Origin of the sequence: Fibrobacter sp. UBA7003 (genome assembly GCA_002449765.1) — a bacterium.
Taxonomy (GTDB): domain Bacteria; phylum Fibrobacterota; class Fibrobacteria; order Fibrobacterales; family Fibrobacteraceae; genus Fibrobacter.
Genome location: DJXN01000008.1, coordinates 84,277 through 105,017, shown reverse-complemented (window position 1 = coordinate 105,017; position 20,741 = coordinate 84,277). Strand labels below are relative to the sequence as shown.

Annotated in this window: 16 protein-coding genes; 1 reads left to right on the top strand and 15 read right to left on the bottom strand. The window is 55.9% G+C overall.

Annotated elements, in window-relative coordinates; genetic code table 11:
• Nucleotides 1–38: 38 nt before the first annotated feature.
• The 12 genes from B2952_RS06000 to B2952_RS05945 are packed head-to-tail and all read right to left on the bottom strand — an operon-like array spanning nucleotide 39 to nucleotide 17,231.
• Nucleotides 39–2,759 (bottom strand): helicase C-terminal domain-containing protein, encoded by a 2,721-nt coding sequence (locus B2952_RS06000; RefSeq protein ID WP_290735301.1) that lies wholly within the window; start codon nucleotides 2,757–2,759, stop codon nucleotides 39–41.
• Nucleotides 2,760–2,762: 3 nt separating this feature from the next.
• Nucleotides 2,763–4,559, bottom strand: a complete 1,797-nt coding sequence (locus tag B2952_RS05995) for an Ig-like domain-containing domain (RefSeq protein ID WP_290729515.1) — start codon at nucleotides 4,557–4,559, stop codon at nucleotides 2,763–2,765.
• Complete coding sequence (gene lepB / locus B2952_RS05990) at nucleotides 4,559–5,941, bottom strand: signal peptidase I (protein WP_290735299.1); 1,383 nt, start codon at nucleotides 5,939–5,941, stop codon at nucleotides 4,559–4,561. Before lepB ends, B2952_RS05995 begins: the two co-directional genes overlap by 1 nt.
• Nucleotides 5,942–5,953: 12 nt before the next feature.
• Nucleotides 5,954–6,724 (bottom strand): LytR/AlgR family response regulator transcription factor, encoded by a 771-nt coding sequence (locus tag B2952_RS05985; RefSeq protein WP_173365617.1) that lies wholly within the window; start codon nucleotides 6,722–6,724, stop codon nucleotides 5,954–5,956.
• Between the two features lie 12 nt (nucleotides 6,725–6,736).
• Entirely contained in the window at nucleotides 6,737–7,180 is a 444-nt protein-coding gene (locus B2952_RS05980; RefSeq protein WP_290735296.1) for a copper resistance protein NlpE N-terminal domain-containing protein, read from the bottom strand.
• Between the two features lie 19 nt (nucleotides 7,181–7,199).
• Nucleotides 7,200–8,120, bottom strand: a complete 921-nt coding sequence (locus B2952_RS05975; protein ID WP_290735294.1) for a formylglycine-generating enzyme family protein — start codon at nucleotides 8,118–8,120, stop codon at nucleotides 7,200–7,202.
• A gap of 19 nt (nucleotides 8,121–8,139) precedes the next feature.
• Nucleotides 8,140–11,550, bottom strand: coding sequence for an FG-GAP-like repeat-containing protein (locus tag B2952_RS05970; protein ID WP_290735291.1), 3,411 nt, complete (start codon nucleotides 11,548–11,550; stop codon nucleotides 8,140–8,142).
• A 32-nt stretch (nucleotides 11,551–11,582) separates the two neighbouring features.
• Nucleotides 11,583–12,398, bottom strand: coding sequence for a hypothetical protein (locus tag B2952_RS05965; protein ID WP_290735288.1), 816 nt, complete (start codon nucleotides 12,396–12,398; stop codon nucleotides 11,583–11,585).
• A gap of 5 nt (nucleotides 12,399–12,403) precedes the next feature.
• Nucleotides 12,404–14,362 carry a tetratricopeptide repeat protein gene (locus B2952_RS05960; RefSeq protein ID WP_290735285.1) on the bottom strand — a complete coding sequence of 653 codons (1,959 nt, stop codon included), beginning with the start codon at nucleotides 14,360–14,362 and terminating at the stop codon, nucleotides 12,404–12,406.
• Between the two features lie 3 nt (nucleotides 14,363–14,365).
• Nucleotides 14,366–15,139 (bottom strand): PASTA domain-containing protein, encoded by a 774-nt coding sequence (locus tag B2952_RS05955; protein ID WP_083535397.1) that lies wholly within the window; start codon nucleotides 15,137–15,139, stop codon nucleotides 14,366–14,368.
• A gap of 52 nt (nucleotides 15,140–15,191) precedes the next feature.
• On the bottom strand, nucleotides 15,192–15,905 hold the full coding sequence (locus B2952_RS05950; RefSeq protein WP_254794645.1) for a Crp/Fnr family transcriptional regulator: 714 nt from the start codon (nucleotides 15,903–15,905) through the stop codon (nucleotides 15,192–15,194).
• Between the two features lie 21 nt (nucleotides 15,906–15,926).
• Complete coding sequence (locus B2952_RS05945; protein ID WP_073114188.1) at nucleotides 15,927–17,231, bottom strand: adenylosuccinate synthase; 1,305 nt, start codon at nucleotides 17,229–17,231, stop codon at nucleotides 15,927–15,929.
• 678 nt (nucleotides 17,232–17,909) lie between these two features.
• Here B2952_RS05945 and B2952_RS05940 point away from each other — a divergent pair.
• The gene (locus tag B2952_RS05940) at nucleotides 17,910–18,731 is read left to right on the top strand and encodes a hypothetical protein (protein WP_290735278.1); all 822 of its coding nucleotides are present in this window, start codon (nucleotides 17,910–17,912) and stop codon (nucleotides 18,729–18,731) included.
• Nucleotides 18,732–18,768: 37 nt separating this feature from the next.
• On the opposite strand, the gene B2952_RS05935 is transcribed toward B2952_RS05940, so the two are convergent.
• From B2952_RS05935 to B2952_RS05925, 3 genes are all read right to left on the bottom strand, one after another.
• Nucleotides 18,769–19,254: a hypothetical protein gene (locus B2952_RS05935; RefSeq protein ID WP_290735275.1), complete on the bottom strand. Its 486-nt coding sequence runs from the start codon at nucleotides 19,252–19,254 to the stop codon at nucleotides 18,769–18,771.
• A gap of 39 nt (nucleotides 19,255–19,293) precedes the next feature.
• Nucleotides 19,294–19,785: a right-handed parallel beta-helix repeat-containing protein gene (locus B2952_RS05930; protein ID WP_290735273.1), complete on the bottom strand. Its 492-nt coding sequence runs from the start codon at nucleotides 19,783–19,785 to the stop codon at nucleotides 19,294–19,296.
• Between the two features lie 157 nt (nucleotides 19,786–19,942).
• Nucleotides 19,943–20,602: a vWA domain-containing protein gene (locus tag B2952_RS05925; RefSeq protein WP_290735270.1), complete on the bottom strand. Its 660-nt coding sequence runs from the start codon at nucleotides 20,600–20,602 to the stop codon at nucleotides 19,943–19,945.
• Nucleotides 20,603–20,741 lie beyond the last annotated feature (139 nt).

The window sequence follows — 20,741 nt, the reverse complement described above, 5'->3', positions numbered from 1 at the left end:
TCAGGGGGACGCAAATTTAGAAAATATGGCGAGGGGTGTCAAGAAACGAACTTCTTCACGTCGTCGACAGTATTCGCGGTAGCGTGCTTCATGTTCCAAATGCGAGCGAACGTCTTGCCGTAAGCCTCGGTCACTACACGGTTGTCGAGAACAAGCACCTTGCCCGAATCGTTTTCCGTGCGCAAAAGCCTGCCCAGGCCCTGACGCAGTTCCATGTACGCCTCGGGAATGTAGTAGCTCTTGAACACGTTCTCGCCCTTCGCCTTCAGGTCGGCGGAGATTCCCGCGACCAGCGGTTCCGACGGATTCGGGAACGGAAGTTTCGTAATGACCAAAAGCTTGAGCGCATCGCCCGGGAAGTCGACACCTTCCCACAGGCTCTGGCAGCCGAGAAGGCATGCGCCGCGCGACTTGCGGAACATCGCCACGAGACCGTCGAGAGCGCCATCCACGTGCTGGCACAACAGGAGTTTGCCCTTCGCCGCAAAAACGGGAGCGAGCGCCGCCTGCGCCTTCATCATCGCGGAAATGCTCGTGAACAGCACCATCGTGTTCTCTTCCACTTCGGGGAGCACCTGCACGAGAGTCTCGTTCAGCGCATCGCCGAATTCGGGAGTCGAGGGTTTCGGCAGGTAGCGCGCAACCATCACGGAGCGTCTGGAATCGCTGTTGAACGGTTCGTTGAACACCTTGAGGAACGGACGCTTGGGCTGGTCCGCGCCGACAAGGCCCATGCGCTGCGAGAAATACATGAGATCCCCCTGCACGGCAAGCGTCGCCGACGTGAACGTTGCAGACTTTACCCACGGATAGAATTTGGACTTCCAGACATCGCCGGAATCGAGCGGATAGGCATGCATCTTGAGCGTATGCGGATTGAACGGTTCTTCCAGGTAGAACACCCAGTCGCCACGGCCAGCCTTCACAAGGAATTCGAAATCGGCCATGAAACGCTTGAGCTCTTCCATTCGGCCGGAGGCATCTTTCACAAGGCCTTCCATACGCGGGTTTCCGGAAACGAACCCGAACAGGGACTCGGCACGGCTCTTCGCAATTTCGTACTGGTCCAGCACAGATTTTGGGTCCGCCTCGTATTCGGCAAGGATCCCGTTCGCAAAGACAAAGCCTCCCCTTCCGGCTTTCTGCTTCTGGAGCTTTTTCCCGATCTTCATGAAGAAGCGATGCAGGCACTTTTCCGTCTCGGCAATATCGGCGGTAAGCTGGTCGCACTCGCTACGGGCCGCGGCATCCTCTTCGGGAATACGCGAGCGGATTTCCGAGAGCAGCCCGCCCTGGCCATCCTTCGTCGGCAAAAGCGTCTTGGCCACATTCCTGAATCCAAAGAAGGAGACTGTCCTCCCAAAGCACTGGTTGCTAGCATCGGGAAGCTTGTGCGCCTCATCGAACACCACATGTTCGTACGAAGGCAGCAGCGCGAAATCGAGAGAAAGGTCCGCAAGGAACAGCGAGTGGTTCACCAGGAGAAGGTTCGCCGCCATGGCACGGCGCTTGGCGGCAAGCGCGGGACACTTCGAATAGTAGGGGCACTTTTCGCCGCTACACGAAGAGGCGCTGCTCGAAATCTTGGACCACAGCACGCGATTGCGGGAATGGCTGAGCGACGAACATTCGCCCACGTCGCCGCTCCGGGTCGAAACGGCCCACGGCAGGATCGCCATGAAGGAATCGCGTTCATCGGGAGCCAGAAGCGTTTCCGGTGCAGAAAGGATTTCCGAAAGTTTGCGGAGACAGAGGTAATTGTCGCGGCCCTTGAGGATCGCGGGCACGAGATTGCCTTCGTAGAGAGGCATGATCGAGGGAATGTCCTTGTTCCACAGCTGGCTCTGCAGCGCATGTGTCGCCGTGCTGATAACCACGCGTTCGCCCGTGACCGCCTTGTTCGCGGCAGAAACGAGATAGGCAAGCGACTTGCCCGAGCCCGTCGGGGCTTCGAGCACGCAGAGGCCGCCCTTGTGCATATTGCGTTCCACGCACGATGCGTAGTCCTGCTGGTTCAGCCTCGGCTTGAATCCTTCGACAACGCGAGAAAGCAGGCCGTCTTCCTTCAAGAATTCGCTCACGCGAGGAGCTTTCCAGGTCGGAAGCGAGCCCGCCTGCGACGGGACATCCGCCATGGCGAACTTGGCTTCGGGCAATTCTCCCGCCTTCTTTTCGAATAAAATCTCCCAGTCGGAACCTTCGGCAATGCGTCCGAACGCATCAAGCAGCCACGGGTCCATCCCCTTGATTTTTTCGTAGGCCATCACGAACAGCTTTCCGCAGGCATCCGCATCGGGAAGCGCACGGTGGGCGCGGCTACGTTCGATTCCCAGTTCCTGAGTAAGCGTGTCGAGCCTATGGTTGGGCACATCCTGGTAGGCGATTCTGGACAAGGTAAGCGAATCCCAAACGCGGACATTGTCGAAGGCGATTCCCACCTTCTTCATGGATTGCTTCAGGAATTTGGAATCGAAATTCGCATTGTGCGCAACGAGCGGCAGGTCGCCGACAAACGAGCAAATTTTCCCGGCGAGGCTTGCAAAATCTTCCGCCGATTCCAGGTCCGCACGCGAAATACCCGTCAAGGATTCGATGAAGGGCCGAAGTTCGGCAGATGCCGGCTTGACCAAGCAATCCAGGGAGTCCACGGGTTCCCCATTCTCGAAGCGGACGAGAGCCACCTCGATAATTTCGTCCTTGTCAAATTCCAGACCGGTCGTTTCCAAATCGACCGCGACAAATGCGGGAATCTTGTCCATTATTTACCTCTTTCTTTCCGGAAGCACCGGCAAATTCGGCAACAGCTTGTTGATATCGTTTTCACCATTGGCCACATGCACCGTATCGTTCGGGGCGCGCCACGGCAAGCCATACCGGAATGGCGCCAGAGTCCCGCCGTCGGGAGTCAGCCTGCCACTTTCGGCATAGTAGTAGTCAATAAAATACTTGCCTTCCACAAGATTTTCAAAGGCAAAGGTCCCATCGCGGTTGCAACGGACATAGTAGGGATTCTTGTTTTCGGTCGCAATCAGTCGAACTGTCACGTCCGTGTTCCCGTTCGGGATGCGCCCCTTGAGTTTCGCAAGCTTCAGCTTGGATACCGTCTCGAACTTAAGAAGCTGCTGATACTTAGTCTCGATTACCGTATCGCGCACGCCGTTGCTGTCGGCTTTTGCAAGCGTCGTATCCTTGTAGCCCTTCAAGAAGCCGACCGTCACGTCCGTAGGCCACGGTTCCTTAGGAACGGCCATGTAGCGGACCGGGTCTATGCGTTGCATTTTCACTTCGGACGTATCCTTATTTATCACGATATGGAACGTTTCTAAAAGCGAATCGACCGGCTTGCTGTAAGCGACGACAAGCGTATCGCCCGGGAACGCGGACCTCGTTTTCGAAAGCAGCTTAGTCTTCGCAATCGATGGGGCAAGCGTGTCGGCGGGCTTCTCGACCCATTCGAGTTCCACTTCCGCATGAAGGGAATCGAGTTCGCGGAAAAGGGAATCCTTCGCCACCTTGCATGCAAACTTGTATGTAAGTTCAGGAGCAGGAACCGAATCGAAATAGAACTGCGGCTTTTCGGAAGATGCCCCCAGGTAAACCGCCGAGGGGTGTACGGAACGCCCGTCGGGATAAGTCAGCGTGCAGTTCGAAAGTTCCGCGAATGCGGAATCGAAATAGAGCGGACGGGAAAACGAGGCTTCCAGGACATTCGCAAACGGCTGTGAGACAGACACGAGTTCCAGCTTGGAGGAATCCTGGTCCGCGAGGGGAACCCACAGCGTATCCGCAGTCTCGGGAGTCAGCACAAGGTCGTCCGTCCACACACCGGCAAGTTCCATCGAAGGCTCAATTTTCTGGTTCCCGTTCACATCCACAAAGGCAACAACGCGGTAGCGTCCGGGCTTGAGCCCCGTGAGCTTGAAGTTGCCCGCGCTGTCCGCACGCGTAAGGAACAGCGGGGGTTCCTTCGTGAGCATCGGGAGGGAATCAAGCGCATGCGTCACCGTATCGCGGTACTTTTCGAGATAGCGGTGCCCTTCGCGGGATTCTCCCATCAAAAAGAGGCCGATGCTCGGGAACATCTTCTTCCTCGCCATGGAATCGTTCACCAGCACGCGCCCTTCAAGCGAAAGCGAATCGATATGGTCGCCCGTCGAGAACACTATCTGGAACGGTTGCGCAAGGGCGTTGCCGTGCAAGTCCTTGATGCCGCCCGCGAAGGTGACCGTATAGGTCGTTCCCGTGTCGAGAACCGCCCTGGACGTAAGCTCCAGCGTCTTCCCGCTGACCTCGAACTTCATCTTCTTTTCGATGGGGGGCGAAATGGACACGGCACTGCGCGGAATCGAGGCGTTAATCCACTCATCGAACTCGAGTTTCACATAGAGTTCCTCGGGATGGTTCGTCGTATTCAGGGCCGGGTAGACCGCAGCCACCCGCGGAGGCAACTTGTCCGCAGGGCCTCCCGAGGGCGCCACCTGAGTCGCGCACGCCCATAGCCCGATGCAGGCAAGCAACGAGACAAAGGCGGAAACGTATGCGGAACGGCCAAACTTCATCAGTCTATCAGCGAAATAATCTTTCCGATGCGGGACCAGCGGATCCTGAACGGGATGCGCCACCAGGTAAAGGGGTTCCCCAGGCTGAACGCCTGGTCATCGTTCTCGAAGGAGAAGTAGATTACGAATGCCTTCGCACGGATATTGCGGAGCGTCACGAATCCCCAGTAGCGACTATCCGCAGAGTTGTCGCGGTTGTCTCCCATCATAAAGAAGAGCGGCGTCTGGACAACATAGCGGTCGATCGGCTTTCCGTCCACCAGCAGGCGGCGGCGAATCTCGAAGCGCGGCTGCGTAGACGGTTCCATGAAGGAGCTTTCTGCAGCAGCGGAATCGGAAGCGACACTGTCGGCCACCGTGGAATCCACGGTAACGGCAGGCGCATTAAGCATCGCCACGTTGCCTTCCAAATCACGCAACAGCGAACCCTCGAAGCCGACATAGCTGACAAGGCGCGACATCGAGCCCTGCGCTTCCGGCGGAATCGGGACGGGGATAAAACCGATCCCTGCGTTCCTGCGGAAGAACTCAAAATTCACAGACCCCGTCACCGTATCGCCCCAGACCGGCCTGCTGTCCGTCTTGGACCTGAGTCCGGAAAGCGCCTGCAGGAGCATCCCGCGATCCGTTTCCACGGGCAGATTGAAATCCTCGAATATGTAGTTGTTCGCCTCTACGCCATCTTTCCACAGCGCAAGTTCCAAATTCACACGGCTGTCCGGATTTTCCTGCAGCACGATGGAACGGAGCCACCACAATTTTTCGAGCGACAGCGAATCCACGAACAAGGTATCGCCCACGGAAGGAATCACGAAGCTTTCTCGTTCGTCGCGCGGAGAATGGCTCCTGAACGACATCGTGAGCTTGCCGCGTCCCGGGAGTTCCGTCTGTTCCTTGCCGTTGATCGAAAGGCGCCCCTGATGGACAGCCACAGTATCGCCGCTCACGGCCACACAGCGCTTGATGTAGTCCTTCGGACCGTCCGCATAGTGCACCAGGTGAGGCTTCCCCTTCTCCGGCTCGTGATCCCAGTAATAGTTGCCGAACATGAGCGCGTTGAACAGGTGCGTGTAGCGCGCGGGATTGTTGTCGGGATACTCCGGTTCGCCGGGATAGCGGAAAATCACCACGTCGCCGGGTTTGGGTTCGGCATAGCCCGGAAAATGCTGGTTCGTAAAAGGAATCGGCGAACCGTACGTAAACTTGAGGCCCAGCAAAAAGTCACCCGTATGGAGCGTATCTTCCATCGAGCCGCTCGGGATCTGGAACGCCTGGATAACGTACTGGATAACCACGAGCGCAAGCACGATGGGAACGATGATTTCGCGCAGGAACGATTTCAGGAATTTCTTTATCGAAAAATTCTTAGGAGGCTCTTCCATATCTTTCCATTCTTAGAGGTTGCGGACACTCTTCACGAAATTCCTGCTCACGAGGATCTGCGTCCTGTCCTTGTCGCGCAGCTGCACGACCAGACGGCCCATGTCCGACTTGCGGATTTCGGAGATGTAGTCGATGGCTACGAGGTGCGCACGATGCACACGCACGAACTGGCGCGGGTCGAGTTTCTTTTCGAGATCCACCAGCGGCGTGTCGATAATATACTGGTTCGTGGGCGTGTAGACCGTCGTGTACTTTTCCTCGCTGTGGAAGCGGATAATCTCGTCCACGTTCACGAGCAAAATCCTATCGCCGATCTTCACCTGGATGCGCTGCAGGTAGGCGTCGCCCTGCGCCATGAGCGAACGGAACTTCTCCCACGAAAAATCCGCAGGCATCTGCGAATTTTCCGCGACCGCAGAGAACCGCTTGCGCAATTTTTCCATCGTGGCTTCGAGACGCTCGGGATCGACCGGCTTAAGCAGGTAATCCACCGTATTTTCCTCGTAGGCACGGAGCGCAAAATTTTCGTAGGCCGTCGTGAAGACAATCAGCGGCATGTCGTCGTCCTCGATCTTTTTCAGGACCTCGAACGCGTCCATGTCAGGCATCTGGATATCCAGAAACACCACATCGGGCATCAGTTCGCGGATTTTCGATATCGCCTGCGCACCGGATCCGGCCTCGTCCAATATTTCCAAATCCTCGGAATATTTTTCCAGGAGCGAACGCATACGCATACGCGCCAAGGGTTCATCATCCACAATCAAAGTTTTTGCACGCATATTACTTCTCCGTTACTGTTCCGTTTTTTTCTGAGACGGGAGGTTGAGTATCCTGATGAGATCGACCCGCACGCCATTTTCATCCTCGTAGACGGTACCCGCGCCCGTCAAGAGCGAAAGCGATCCCGACTTTTCCACCTGGAAATTCCAACGGGTTCCTTCCGACAGCGCCACGGCCACCTTTCCCGAATCGATGGAGAACCTGCCGGCAAGCGTGTCCGTCTTCATGGAATCCGTCATGATGTTCTGTATCACCGTCACGCTGCTATCTTCGGCAAGCGTCATGCGAACCATGCGCACCTTGCAGTTTTCGCACGGCAGGCGGCCGGTATAGAAGCCCACGATGGTTTCCGGAAGCTCGACCTTGGGCAAATCCGGCAACGGAGCCGGTTCTTCCTTATTGCAACCGGCAAGAAAAAGACCCATACAAAGGGTCGCAAGCACAATCCTTTTCATGGGCTATAATCTAACAAAATTAGAGCAGTCCGCGGGAATAAACCACACGGAACCCAAGTGTCGGAGCCGTATAGAGCGGGTCCTTTTTCGCACGCACGTCCGGAGCGCAGTCCTTGATGGGGTCGCTCCAGCCGCCACCGCGCACCACGCGGGCCGTACCCGAAGTGGCACCCGTGTAATTGTCCATGGTCTTCGTCGGGAATGCGCCGTACCAGTCGTTTACCCATTCGGCGACGTTACCCGCCATATCGAACAGGCCATAAGGATTCGGTGGATAACTCCCTACCCTCGTGGGGCCAGAAGTTTGTCCGTAATACACAAAGTCCGACGCCTTGTCCGTACCCCAGTAGAACATCGTGTTCGTACCGCCATGTGCAGCGATTTCCCACTCGATTTCTGTGGCAAGACGGAACGATTCCACCCCGTAATTGATTTCGAGATCCTGCAGGTAGTTCTCAGCGCCCACGGAAGAATAGACGTAGGCCGTATCGAGCCCCATGCTCTTGGAAAGTTCATTGCAAAAGAGTACCGCATCGAACCAGGAAACATTCACTACGGGGTTCTCGGGGGCATCCTTTGGCTGGTCAGGCATGCCGCCCATCGCCTCCGCATATGCCGCCTGCGTCACTTCCGTCGCCGAAACGGAATACGCACTGAAAGAGAACTCGACAGAATTGACCTTCGCCTTCCCGCCCTGGAATTCAACCCAACGCAGAAGATTGTAGATAGAAGAATCACGTTCCCCGCCATTCCCGGATTCACTACTGGAAGGATCCCCGGCAGATGACTTTCCATCGCCAGAGGAAGGCTGCTTCGCGGAAGAATACCAGTCGGAGTCATGCTCGATGGGCTTGACATCGACGGGATCGCCGCCGGCAGTACAGGCGGAAAGGAAAGCGGCAAACAAACCCGCGAGTGCTAGTTTATACACAACCTTCATTGTTTTCCGCCTCCAAAGACTACTTAATCACGCCCACGCGGTAAAGCTTCTGTTTCGTCTTGCCGCTCTTGAATTTTACCTTGAGCCGCGCCGTATAGACATCGGAACCGAGTTGCTTCAGGTCGAGATTCTCGAACTGGTTACGGCCCTGCGCAGGTTCTTCCATCTTCTGCTTGAACACGCAAAGGCCCGTGATGTCGTAAAGTTCAAGGGTTGCATTCTTTGCGGCCGCACCGATTTCAAAACGCGCCTTCGCATTGCCGCCGCGGACCGGATTCGGGAATACGAAGAACTCGCTTATCTCGTCCTTCTCTTCCGCCTTCTCCACGTCGCCAAGTTTGCTTGCATCAAAGTAACCCGTGCGCTCGTTGCCACCCGCGGGGAGCGTCCATGCCGCAGGCGATTCCGCGGCCGACCCGTTCGCCTTGCGCAGGCGGAAAGCGGAGAGGCTGTTGCGATGCAGTGCGTAAAGTTCGGGACCCGCAGACTTCTTGCCCGGAACAGCGTCCGCTACGAATATGCTCATCGGGTAGATTGTCCCAAGCGTATCCTGGTATTCAAAGCTGCCGGCCGCAAGCGGGAACTGGTCCTTCACTTCCGTGCCCTTGCCCGTATAGGCGTACACGAGGCCGTCGCTGCTCGGGACAAGAATCTCGGGAATATCGTCGCCCGTCACATCCACAAGGAGCGGGTCGCTCATGAATCCCGCAACCGGGGTGCCGCGGGAAATCTTCACCGGGAAGCCCGCAATCGGGAGGCCCGAACGGTCGAGCGCATACACGAGGTTATCGCCCAGGAATACGACTTCAGGATAACCGTCGCCGTTTATGTCGCCGATGGCAATGCCGGAAGTCTCGTCCTTGAGGCCGCTCGTACCGCTGGCGCCACGCTTGTAGCTCTTGGTCCAGAGGGCTCTCAATTCATTTTTACCCTGCCCGTATGCAGTCACCGTACCGCGGCTACCGACCACAATCACATCGTCTGTCCCGTCACGGTCCAAATCGGTGCATGCAATTTTCCACTTTTCACCGGATGCGCCACCCAGATTTTTTCCATGTCCTTTCGCATAAACAAAATTGCCGGCTGTTACAAAAGCAAAGGCGAAAGCACCATCTGTTCTTGAGCACTTTGCCATATCGACAACGGGCGCAGGAATTTCACGTATAGGAGCGGACTTCCCGTCAAACGACGCCCCGCTAAAGGTCCACACAAAGCTCCTTCCTTCCGTTTTATCTGCAACCATAATTTTTCCATCATAAACCAGAGGCCCCGCCGTCGCGGAATCGATGTCAATTTCCTGCTGCACCGGGAATCCGCCCGCAAAACTCGTCTTCACGAGTTTCTTGGTATGCAGGCTGTAAACATCCTTGCCGTCGCTCGCCATGCCCACCAGCGGGCCGTAGCTTGCGCCCACGCGGTACAGCGGCACTTCGCGCTCCGCTCCGTCGCGGCTCAGCGACTTCTGCACAATCGCGGTATCGGCAACGAACAGCGTATCGCCCAAAGCATTAAAGGCCTGCAGCGTTCCGTCCTCGGCACCCACCACGATAATCTTTTGCCCTTCGTTTTCGGGGTCGTCCACGAACACCGCGCCGCGCACCGCCGAATTCAGGCCAATCTCACGCGGGAACTTGCCGCCCTCGATACTCCCGTCGTCGATGCTTATCGTCACGCTGATTGTCTGTGCTGCAAAGTTCACCACGCTATCGCCCATGAATGCGTTCGCGGTCTTTTCCTTGCGGGCATCCTTCGGCACGTTCACCGTAATCTTCACGCCGGTATAGCCGCCCATGGAGGTCATCGTGTTCGCGTAGCCCGAGGGCCCGATGCTCTTGACAGTATCGTACTTCTTCTTTTCGGAATAGCGCAGGTGCGGCAACAAATCCGTACCGCTTCCGTAATCGTACATGTCCTCGCCGAGCGCGTTCTTGAACGTCTTGCCGATGGAAAGCATGCCGTCGGCCTCCACCATCGCAACCCCGAACTGGTGGTCGCGCAGGGTATCGCCGCCCCAGAAGTTCGCAATGCCGTACGGCAACGTCTCGCGCAGGTACCAGTCGTTCACGCGCCACACCACGATACCGCTCGCCGGCAGCCCCGCATCGTAGGAATCGAGCCCGACAATCAGGCCCTTCGCCTTCTTCTTGTTCTCGTTGCACTTGCCCTTCACGCAAACGCTGTCCTCGAACACGAGATTCAGGCTATCCACGGGAACCGTACGAACGCTCGACTCCGCATTCGGAGTCAGCCTGTCCACTGCCACGTCGACCGTTCCTTCCTTGTTCCAGCTGCGCTGGCGGTTTTCAATCAGCAGGTATTCGCTCGCGCTGAGCGGCACCTTTACAATCTCGGTTCCCTTGCCCGTACCCGCGGCTGCGATATCCACCGTCACGGGTTTCCCTGCCACCGGGCGCACTTCCTTCACCTGCGACCAGCCCATGTAGGCACGTTCCCACGCGGCAGGCAGCGAAGGCAGGAACCCGTTGCCGGCATTGTAGCCCGCAAAATCCATCACGTCGTAATAACCGAGGCGGCTGATTCCCTTCACCACGTCGTAGGTGTTCGGGAGCCCGATTTCGCGCGCAATCTGGTTCACGATGATTCCGTTTACGCCCCAGTTGAGGCCATCCTGCGAGGCAGTCTCGCTCACCACCATTACCGAACGGAGCGTATCGACAGCACCGCCCGGAATGCGGATTCCCGTCGTCGCGGTATCGCCGACGCTCGTAAGCCCGATTACCGGTTTTGCGGCCTTGCTCCTCGCGGAATCTGCCTGCAGGTATTGCCAGTCGTCACCGGCAATGTAGATGTCCATGAAGTCGCCCGGAGTGTCCGCACCCTTCGTGCCCATGCTTCCGCCATCCACAAGGCGGCTTGCGCCCGCGTGTATAATCATGTACGCGCGCTTCACGTTCGGATTCTTCGAAACCGGAATGCGGAACGGCCCCGCCTCCGAGGAATCTGCGGCGGCAGCGGCAATGGCGTCGTAAATGAACGTGAGGTAGTCGCGACTGCGGGCCTCGTCATATTCGGCCGTCTTTTCGCCCTTCTTCTTGCTCGTGCGGTTGTAGTCGATAATCGGCTTGGCCAGCGTATAGACGGAAGAACCCGTGGATGGGTCCGGGAACACGCGCGCCTTCACGACCAGGTTCCCGCCGCTCACCGCATTGAAATAATTGTTGGCGAATTCAAAATGCTTGAGCCAATACAAGGGCGTGCCGCGGTTTTCGGGAGGATCCAGACTATAGGCATCCTTGTTCTTCTTGTCGGAATCGAAAGTGCCGTCGCCCGTAGTGAGCGAGTTATCCGGGTTTTCCTTCTGGAACTGGATGCGCAGCGCAAATACTTCAAGCGTATCTACAGCAAAAGACTTCGGAACAAGACCGAATACACCCAAAAACAATGCAAGTAGGGTCGCATTAAACTTCATGATTACAATTTACAAAAATAGTCCCCGACGGATTATTCCCCGACGGCCTTGTAGCTTCTAGGGACATTCAACCGCCAGGTTCCGAGGCTGAAGGCCTTCCCGTGGGTCACCTTCTTCAGGCGTATTTCAAGATATTTAGCACCGTCGCGCTCGAACACGATTCTTTCGGCCAGCGTACGGCCTTCGAAGGGCCTATAGTCCAGGAATTTCAGCACCTCGGGCTTGCCGCCACTCCCCTTCTTCGAGATCCATTCCACCTGCCCGTCACGCACCGCATACGTCAGGCGAATTCCCATGGCGTCATCCGCCTCTACAAGTTTCAGGCCCGCGGAATCCCGCTCCGACACCAGTTTCGCACCCGCGGGTACATATTGCCCGTCAAAGAAACCGGCAATCTGGTGAATATTCACCGTCGGGATAGAGGGTTCACCGAATAGCCCCACCATGTAGCCGCGGCCCTTCATGTAGAGTTTCTCCGTCGGGAAGGTCATGGTCCAGCCCTCTTCGGTCCAGAGCATCGAGGCAACGCCTATCCCCATCGGACCCGTAAGTTCCATGCGGTAGCGCTTCCCGGGTACCGAGAACAGTACCGCGTCCAGGTTCTGTTCCTTGCCGTTCTGGTCCACGAGGGTTATCGCCATCTTCGCGCGCAGGCTATCAAGCTTCGGCGCTTCGGGTGCGCACGCCGCACTCGCCGCATCTGTTGCACCGGCCACGCACTTCGCCGCAGTCGGTTCCACTGCGGGTTTCGACGACGCACATCCCGCAAGCCACACGGTCACGGCACAAAGCACAGCGAGCGCAATGCGGTTCACGAAAGCAGTGCGATTTAAGACAAACGAACGCATGAATACTACTTCTTGCCCTTCAGGAATTCGAGCGCCGCCGGGTGCTTGGGCCTGAGTTTCAAAAGCCTGCGGTATGTTTCCGCCGCCTCGGTCTTCTTGCCTGCGGCATCCTGTATCGCGGCCAAATGTTCCAAGTACTCGTCATCGTCCTTGAACTTTTCGGGATTGACCTGCAAAATCACCTCGAGCGCTTCCTGGAAGCGGCCCAAGCGGTAGAGCCCCCAGGCCTTGGAATCTATAATCGCATCGGGCTTGTCGCCCTTTATCGCGTCGAGCGCCTTGAGTACGAGCGAATAGCCGTATTCCACCTCGGCCTTGTTGCGGTTCAAGTTAATAAGCGTATAGCCGTAGTAGTTTGCCACCTCGGGGTAGTCGAGCTTTTGCAGCTGAGGCGACTTGAGGATAGCCTCGAACATCACAAACATCTCGTCTATGCGGCCGAGACGTTCGAGGTTGCGGGCCATCGTAAAGCGGAGCGCGACATCGTCGGGTTCCTCGGCCAGAATACTTTCCCAGAAAAGTTCCGCCTTCGTGCGCGCCTCGCGTGCAGCGGCACGGTTCAGGGAATCCTTCAGGGATTCCTTCGGCTTGCCCGCAAGGGGACTGAGATTTTTGAAGAAATCCGTAAACACTGTCTTGCCTTCGAGGTCGCGAGCCTGCAACATAAGCACATCGGCATAGGCACGCTGGAACCTGCGGTGTTTCACCTTCGCGGCAGTCATCAGTTTGTTCAGTTGCGCGGAATCCACGACACCTTCCATCGGGCGCCAGTTGCTCCACACGCCGAGCATCGAATCCAGCAGCGCATACGCCTTGTTGAATTCCTTCGCCGTCCCCAAAGCAAGCGCAAGGAACACCTTCCCTTCTCCTTGCAGCAGGGAATCCGCCTGCTCCGCATAACGCACGCCTTCCTTGTTCTGCCCGCGACTAAAAGCGATTGCCGAAAGGGTCCTGCAAGCCTGCGCCCCGTAAGAAGGGTCGCGCTCCAATTTCAGGTGGACACTGTCCAAATGAACCTTCGCGCTATCGACCTCGTGCAGCATGTACTCGTTCAGTCCCAGGTGATACACCAGCTCCGGCACACGCACGCCATCGTTGTAATACTTCTTCTTGAGGAACTTGAGTACAGGTTCACGCGAGCCATCGACAAAAGTGAGGAGTGCAAGTTCGACAATCATCGCATCGGATTCGGTCGAACCCGTAATGGTATCGGCAACCGCGCGCGCCTCGATAAAGCGTTTCTGCAGCACCAAGGCGTGCACCCCCTTCGCCAGAAAATCCCGGTTTCCAGTCGCCTCGTACGCGCTCATGAAAAGTTCCACAACCGCAGAATCCTTTCCCTGTTCAGTAAGAAGTTTCACCTGCCTGTTAAAAAGAGACTGAATATAGTTCGTCTGCGGAAGCAATTGTTCATAAACGCGAACCAGTTCTTCCTTGTCCTGCACCGCCTCCAAGAACAAGCTATAATCATAAAGCAACTTCATGTCCTGATTCTTCGAAGAATCGAGAGCGGCCACAAAATATTTACGGGCGGAATCGGCAACACCTTCTTTCACATACAGGCGGGCCATCGTTTCTAGTTGCGCCGCAGTCTGCCGACCCTTTAACTTGTTCGCTTGTTTTGCAATGGCGAATGCAAGCGAGTCCGCGCCGTGGGCAAGCATCCTTTGCGCCACCTGGAAAGCCAGGAAACGATTATTCGGATCATATTGCCACGCAAGAATCCACAGCGAATCCGCTTCAAATCCAAGCCCCCGAAGTTCCATGTCCATCGCGGCGATAAACGCAGCATGAGCCGTATCGAGATTGCCCTTGTACACCTGCGGCGTTTCCGCAACCGGAGTCGCGACCGCCGGAGTCGCCGGAGCGGCACTATCCGTTTTTTTCACGGGAGCCGAGCTGCACGCCACAAGGGCGAACGCAGTACAAGCAAGTACGGCAAGCAGCTTGGCAAAAAAATTCATAGTTTAGTCCACAATGACGAAATCGATTTTCGTGTCGGGCTTCAGGTAGTCGCCTTCCTTCGGAGCGGTCTCGAGAACCGTGCCCGACATCTCGCCGTTTTCGCCCTTCACGCGCTTAATCTTGCCCACGCGGAACCCGAGCTTTTCGAGTTTCGGGTAAACGTTATCCATTATTTCGCCTTCGAACGAGGGGAGCATCACCTTGCCGGTGGTTACACCCGCAGAAATAACGACCTTCACCGTATCGCCCATACGGACCTTGTTACCCGCCATCGGTTCCGTGCGGATAACTACCCCGCGGGGGATACTCGCATGGGCGCCCTTCACGATTTCGCCCTGCACGAGGCCGGCACGGGTAAGCGAGATTTCGGCCTGTTTCTGGCTCTTTCCGCGCAGGTCAGGGATTTCCACCTCGCGCACGCCGAGGCTCCTGGTGAGCTTTACCGTGCGGCCGAGCTTTGCGGTACGGCCCGCTGCAGGCATCTGCACGAGCACCATGCCCGCAGGCACCTGTGCGCTGTAGCGGCCCTCCTCGAGCCATTCGTACTTGAATCCGGCGGAATCGAGCGCCTTTTCCACTGCAGAGGCCTCAAGCCCTTCCAGGTTCGGCACTATGCCCGTCTTTGCGAAATGCCCGGAGAATATAGGCAACGCAATCTTGTCGACAACAAAGGCGAGCACGACCAGGCCCACAATCCAAACTATTACCGCCTTCACGATAGGCGACGTCTTGAACCAGGTCAACAACTTGTTTATAATGGATTTTAGTTTATTCATACAGCGGTCATTAGTCACAGGTCAATAGGCGGCCGCAACGCGCCGCCAACCACTAGCCCTTCGTAGCCTTTTCCTGCAAGGCGCTTTCGTCGAAGATGACGATGTCCTTGCCAGTCATGGCAATCGCGTTCGTCTTCACCAACAGGGAGCAGATGCGGCTCACGGTCTCGCGGGTAGTACCCGACATGTCGGCCAGCTGCTGCTGGGTCGGGCGGTTGTGGATGACCGTCACCATGTTGCCGTTGTCGGTGTGGATGCGCACGCCGCGTTCTTCCATGAGGTTGAGGAGGGTGCCGGCCACGCGCCCGCTCACGGACATCGTGGAGAGCGACCCGATCTGGCGGTTCGCCTTGCGGAGGCGCTTGCTGAGTTCACTCAGGAGGCCCATCGCAATCTCGGGGGACTGGCGGATGAGTTGCAGGAAGGATTCACGGTGGATGATGAGCAACTGCGCGTCGGTCACGGTGCGCACCGAGGCAGACCTCGGTTCGCCGTCGATGAGCGACATTTCGCCGAAGAAGTCACCGCGTTCAAGGAAGCTGAGGATCGTTTCGCGACCATCGACGCCGGTCATGTAGACCTGCACCGAGCCCGACGCGATGAGGTACAGGGCCTGCACCGAATCGTCGCCCTCAAGCACAACCGTCTCGTCGCGGTTGAAGTTCTGGGACACCACCAGATTGGCAAGCATCCCGATCTGTTCTTCGCTCAACTCCGAGAAGAGTTCAACGCCCTTCAGCAGTCCAAGAATTGTAGAGTCCACCATGTGCGATTCTCCTGTTTCTAGTTACAGACCCAACCCCTTCGCGAGGCCCTTATCGATTACGATACTCTGGTCGCGCTTAGCGCCAATAGATATCATACCAATTTTTACGTCAACAAGTTCAGCCATTTTCTGCAAATATTTTTTTGCGTTTTCCGGGAGCTCGTCGTAACTGCGGCACTTGGTCGTGTCGCACTTCCAGCCGGGCATTTCCTCGTACACCGGAGTGCAGCGGCCCACCTTCGAGAGCTGGTTCGGGATAAAGTCGAGCTTTTCGCCGTCGCATTCGTAGTGGGTGCAGATTTTCACCGTGTCGAAGGTGTCGAGCACGTCGAGCTTGGTGATGGCGAGGTGCGTGAGGCCGTTCACCACGGCAGCCTTGCGGACGACCGGGGCGTCGAACCAGCCGCAACGGCGGTTGCGGCCCGTGGTGGCGCCATATTCGTTACCGATCTTGCGAAGCGTGTCGCCCGTCTCGTCCAGAAGTTCCGTCGGGAAGGGGCCGTTACCCACGCGGGTCGTGTACGCCTTCACCACGCCCCAGACTTCGTCCAGGGCCGTAGGTCCGACGCCCGCGCCGCAGCTCGCGTAACCCGCGACCGTATTGCTGGAGGTCACGAACGGGTAGGTACCCTGGTCCACGTCGAGGATGGTGCCCTGGGCGCCCTCGAACACGAGGCGCTTGCCCGCCTTCACGGCCTTGTAGAGCATCTCGCTCACGTCGGTCACGAACGGCTTGATCTTCTGGCCGAGTTCGAGGTAGTCCTTGATGACCACTTCGGGGTCAATCGCCGGGACGTCGTACATCACGGTAAATTCTTCGTTGTGGACCTTGGCCATCGCCTCGACGCGGGGGCGCAGTTCGCGTTCATCCATGAGGTCACCCACGCGGACGCCGATACGGTTCACCTTGTCGCTGTAGCAGGGGCCAATGCCGCGGCCCGTCGTGCCGATGGCAGCCTTGCCCGCCTTCTTTTCCTTCGCCTTGTCGAGCGTGGAGTGGTACGGGAGCACCACGTGGGCGTTATTCGCAATGAACAGGCGGCCTTCCGGGTTGATTCCCTTCGTGTGGAGGTCGGCAATCTCGGCGAGCGTCTGGATGGGGTCGAGTACGACACCGTTACCGATGACGCAAATCTTGTCCTGGTGCATGATGCCCGAGGGAATCAGGTGGAACACGAACTTCTGGTCGCCCACCTCGACGGTGTGGCCCGCATTCGCGCCGCCCTGGAAGCGCACGATGATATCCGCATCGAGCGTCAAGAAATCAACAACCTTCGCCTTACCTTCATCGCCCCACTGGGAGCCGATTACAACACGATTTGCCATATATCCTTCGTTTTTGTGACCCGGAGCAAAGCCTTGGCGGGCAGCCCGCGGGTCGATTGCTTGTTTAAAACGCGAAATTGCAACGCGGGGGATTTCCCTGCGCCCTTTTTCGCCCAAAAGATAAAAAAGTGGGGTTAAATTGGGGCGGGCAGCGCGGCTGCGGGGCATTAAAAACAGCATTTTCACTTGTTTATACGCCCCGTTCGAGTTTCAACAGCGTCTTTTGACCGTCCTTACATACTAAACCTGCAATTTCAGCAAGCTAGTATGTAAGCAGCACGAATTCGGTCGCCTTTTAGCATTCCATTTTCAGAACCTTACATACTTTTCAGCCCGTTTCAAACATTTAGTATGTATTTTTCAAAAATTCCATACAAACTAGAAAACCAAGATTCATGTTTTTACATATTAAATACTCTTTTTCCGCCATGTAGTATGTAAGGCAGCTCTAAAACAGTCCATCACGCAAGACTTTTTTACGAAGCCTACATACCAAAACCTGTCTAATTCACATTCTAGTATGTAAATCTCGTAAAAAACACCCCCCAAAAAATTTTTTGACGTAAAATTGGTTTCCAAAACCGCAATTTCGTATATTAACGGAACATCTGCGTTGATACTTAGCCCATAGGCCGTATCAACGCTTTTTTTATTTCAAACCTTCAAATGGAAATAACAATGGCAGTTGAAGCAAATAACGAAGATTCTCAGGATATTCTCATCCAAGCAGTTCTAAATCGTCGTCGGGAAATGCAAGAACTACTTGCTGCGATTCCCAGAGCAAGCAAGACAATAAAGGACAGATTACGTATCATCAGGAACCACAATTCACTGCAATATTATATTGTAAGCGACAAAGAAAAACCCAACGGGACGTTCTTGCCTCAAATGCAAATCAAGAAGGCCAAAACAATCGCCCAGCGGGACTACAATGCGGCAGCGGCGGCCATCCTCAAAAGAGACATCGCGACCATCAACAACTTCCTCGCGGCATTCCACCCGGAGGAACTCGACAACGCCTTCACTAGACTGCACCCCGGCCGTCGCGCGCTCGTCACACCCGTCCGCGAATCCGACGAAGATTTCATTGCCCGATGGCGGCACCTCCCCTACACCGGCAAACCGTTCGAAATCAACGCGCCCGAGCACTACACCGCAAGCGGCGTCCGCGTCCGCTCGAAATCCGAGATCATCATCGCGGACGCCCTCGACCGCGCAGGCACCCCCTACCGCTACGAATACCCTACAAGCGTCAAGGGCTGGGGCACGCTCTACCCGGACTTCACATGCCTCGACGTTCGCACCCGCAAGGAAATCATCTGGGAGCACTTCGGCCTGATGGGCAACCCCGACTACGCCGAGAACGCCATCCAGAAAATCGCGCACTACGCCGCAAGCGGATACATCCTCGGCAAGAACCTCGTTGCGACATTCGAAATCGGCACCACCCCGCTCTCCACAAAACAGGTGCAAACCTGTATCAAGGCGTTTTTTGGGTAATGTTTAAATTTTGAGATAACGCAGGAATAACGACAGCCTACTTCGCGAGCGCCTCGATATCGGCGCGGCTGAGGTAGGTCCGCTCGTTCAGGGCCTGCGCAATCTTGCAGAGCTGCATCCGGCAGGCCATCAGGATGTTGTAATCCTGCTCGACCACGTTCGTCTCGGCCAGCTGAAAATAGTAGCACGCCGCCTGGAACTTCTGGTAATCCGGATCGTTCTTGTAGAGTTCCATGGGCAGTTCCTTCATGACGGTATCGAGGTCGCACTTGAAATCCTTGCGCATCAGGAATTCCGCGATGTGGCCCGCCATCGCGATATGTGCATCGCCCTCGAGTTCCGTACCCGCGATGTGCGTGGTGCCCGGCTGCTCCCTGGAATTGTTCATTTTCACGTAATCCAGCGGGCGCTTGAACAGGAACGCGACGAGCGCGTGGCCCGCCTCGTGATTGCACAACTTCTTGAATTCTTCTTCCCCGAAAAACTCCACCAACGATTCACGCGTCAAGACTTGTTCCGGCATTGCGAAACTCCTTTTTTAGCCGAATAAAATATATGAAAATTACAGGCGTTCACCATTCAGCGTGTTATTGACAAGGCGCGTCCTTTCCTTGTTATTCGCATCAAAGTATATCGGAAGCGCAGGTAATCCCGCCGCAGCGTCACCCGAGCAACGGAAGGAACAATTTTCAAAGTCTCCCGAAGCTTCTGGCATAATGGCTGCGGCACACTTTATGTAATCTATCTTGCAGTTATTGAACGTTCCATGCGCCCCGATATCTATACGGAGCGTAATGCATTTTTCGGAAAACATCTGGCAATCGACAAACGAGCACTGCGCGAAATGCCACAGCGACACGCTCGGTTCATTTTCTCCATGGAACGAACAGGCCTTAAAAGAGGCCGATGGAAATTCACCCGATAAAAAAAAACTCTTAGAATTTCCTTTAACCAGCACGCCTTTTTCAAAGACGCAGTTTTCAAAAGTTGATTCACCTTCATAAATTTCGACTTTTTCCGTGAAGACCTGACCTATGTAATTTCCTGGAGCCATATTCCCTCACCGCATTGTGGTTCAACCATAAATATATATTATATTTACGTCATAAAATGACAGAAATAATTTTCTTTCGTTCCTACCTACCTAAAAAATATTGAGTAGATAAACAGGAACGCCAAGAATATCCCTGTAAGGCATCCGCCGCACAGGGCTATTTCCCGTTGTGCCCACCGCGCCTTGCGTAGTCGGCATCGACCTTCGCCTTCCACTGGCGGGCGTTCTTGCGATTGTTACGGATGTCGCTCATCAGGCAGCATTCCGCCTCGTACATGACTCCGATTCCGGGTTTGTCGTTCACGAAGTTTGCGGCGCGATCCTCGTCGATGCCGAAGTTCCTTGCGGTCTCGATGGCGTCGATGTTTGCACCGAGGAAGATAAATTCCCAGCCGTACTTCTGCTTCTGGCGTTCAATCATCTGCTTCACGCGTTCGGCGGTGTACTTGCGGCTCGAATTCTCGTAGCCGTCGGTGGTGATGACAAAGATGGTCTTTTCGGGGCGGTCTTCGTCGCGGGCGTACTTGTGCACGTTGCCGATGTGGTGAATTGCCCCGCCGATGGCGTCGAGGAGCGCGGTGCAGCCACGGGCGTAGTATTCCTTTTCGGTGAGCGGCGCAATGTTTGCAAGCGGGGTGCGGTCGTGGAGCACTTCCATTTCGGTATCGAAGAGCACGGTAGAGACATACGCCTCGCCCGTCTCCTGTTTCTGCTTGTCGATGGTGCTGTTAAAGCCCCCGATAGTATCCTTTTCGAGCCCGCTCATGGAACCACTGCGGTCCAGGATAAATACGATTTCGGTGAGTCCCTGTTTCATGATTGCCTCCGTGCCGCTATGAATGCGGCTTAGGTAGTGGTCGCTGGCTTGGTGCGTTCGCACCTTCACATTTGCGACCGGTTAACGATGGCAATAATAGATGTTAGGTGAGGCGTTTTGGTCGCCTGGCAGGCGACAT

Excerpts from the sequence above, each read along its gene's own strand:
- B2952_RS06000 (WP_290735301.1), bottom strand. The coding sequence starts at position 2,759 with ATGGACAAGATTCCCGCATTTGTCGCGGTCGATTTGGAAACGACCGGT.
- B2952_RS05995 (WP_290729515.1), bottom strand. The coding sequence starts at position 4,559 with ATGAAGTTTGGCCGTTCCGCATACGTTTCCGCCTTTGTCTCGTTGCTT.
- lepB (WP_290735299.1), bottom strand. The coding sequence starts at position 5,941 with ATGGAAGAGCCTCCTAAGAATTTTTCGATAAAGAAATTCCTGAAATCG.
- B2952_RS05985 (WP_173365617.1), bottom strand. The coding sequence starts at position 6,724 with ATGCGTGCAAAAACTTTGATTGTGGATGATGAACCCTTGGCGCGTATG.
- B2952_RS05980 (WP_290735296.1), bottom strand. The coding sequence starts at position 7,180 with ATGAAAAGGATTGTGCTTGCGACCCTTTGTATGGGTCTTTTTCTTGCC.
- B2952_RS05975 (WP_290735294.1), bottom strand. The coding sequence starts at position 8,120 with ATGAAGGTTGTGTATAAACTAGCACTCGCGGGTTTGTTTGCCGCTTTC.
- B2952_RS05970 (WP_290735291.1), bottom strand. The coding sequence starts at position 11,550 with ATGAAGTTTAATGCGACCCTACTTGCATTGTTTTTGGGTGTATTCGGT.
- B2952_RS05965 (WP_290735288.1), bottom strand. The coding sequence starts at position 12,398 with ATGCGTTCGTTTGTCTTAAATCGCACTGCTTTCGTGAACCGCATTGCG.
- B2952_RS05960 (WP_290735285.1), bottom strand. The coding sequence starts at position 14,362 with ATGAATTTTTTTGCCAAGCTGCTTGCCGTACTTGCTTGTACTGCGTTC.
- B2952_RS05955 (WP_083535397.1), bottom strand. The coding sequence starts at position 15,139 with ATGAATAAACTAAAATCCATTATAAACAAGTTGTTGACCTGGTTCAAG.
- B2952_RS05950 (WP_254794645.1), bottom strand. The coding sequence starts at position 15,905 with ATGGTGGACTCTACAATTCTTGGACTGCTGAAGGGCGTTGAACTCTTC.
- B2952_RS05945 (WP_073114188.1), bottom strand. The coding sequence starts at position 17,231 with ATGGCAAATCGTGTTGTAATCGGCTCCCAGTGGGGCGATGAAGGTAAG.
- B2952_RS05940 (WP_290735278.1), top strand. The coding sequence starts at position 17,910 with ATGGCAGTTGAAGCAAATAACGAAGATTCTCAGGATATTCTCATCCAA.
- B2952_RS05935 (WP_290735275.1), bottom strand. The coding sequence starts at position 19,254 with ATGCCGGAACAAGTCTTGACGCGTGAATCGTTGGTGGAGTTTTTCGGG.
- B2952_RS05930 (WP_290735273.1), bottom strand. The coding sequence starts at position 19,785 with ATGGCTCCAGGAAATTACATAGGTCAGGTCTTCACGGAAAAAGTCGAA.
- B2952_RS05925 (WP_290735270.1), bottom strand. The coding sequence starts at position 20,602 with ATGAAACAGGGACTCACCGAAATCGTATTTATCCTGGACCGCAGTGGT.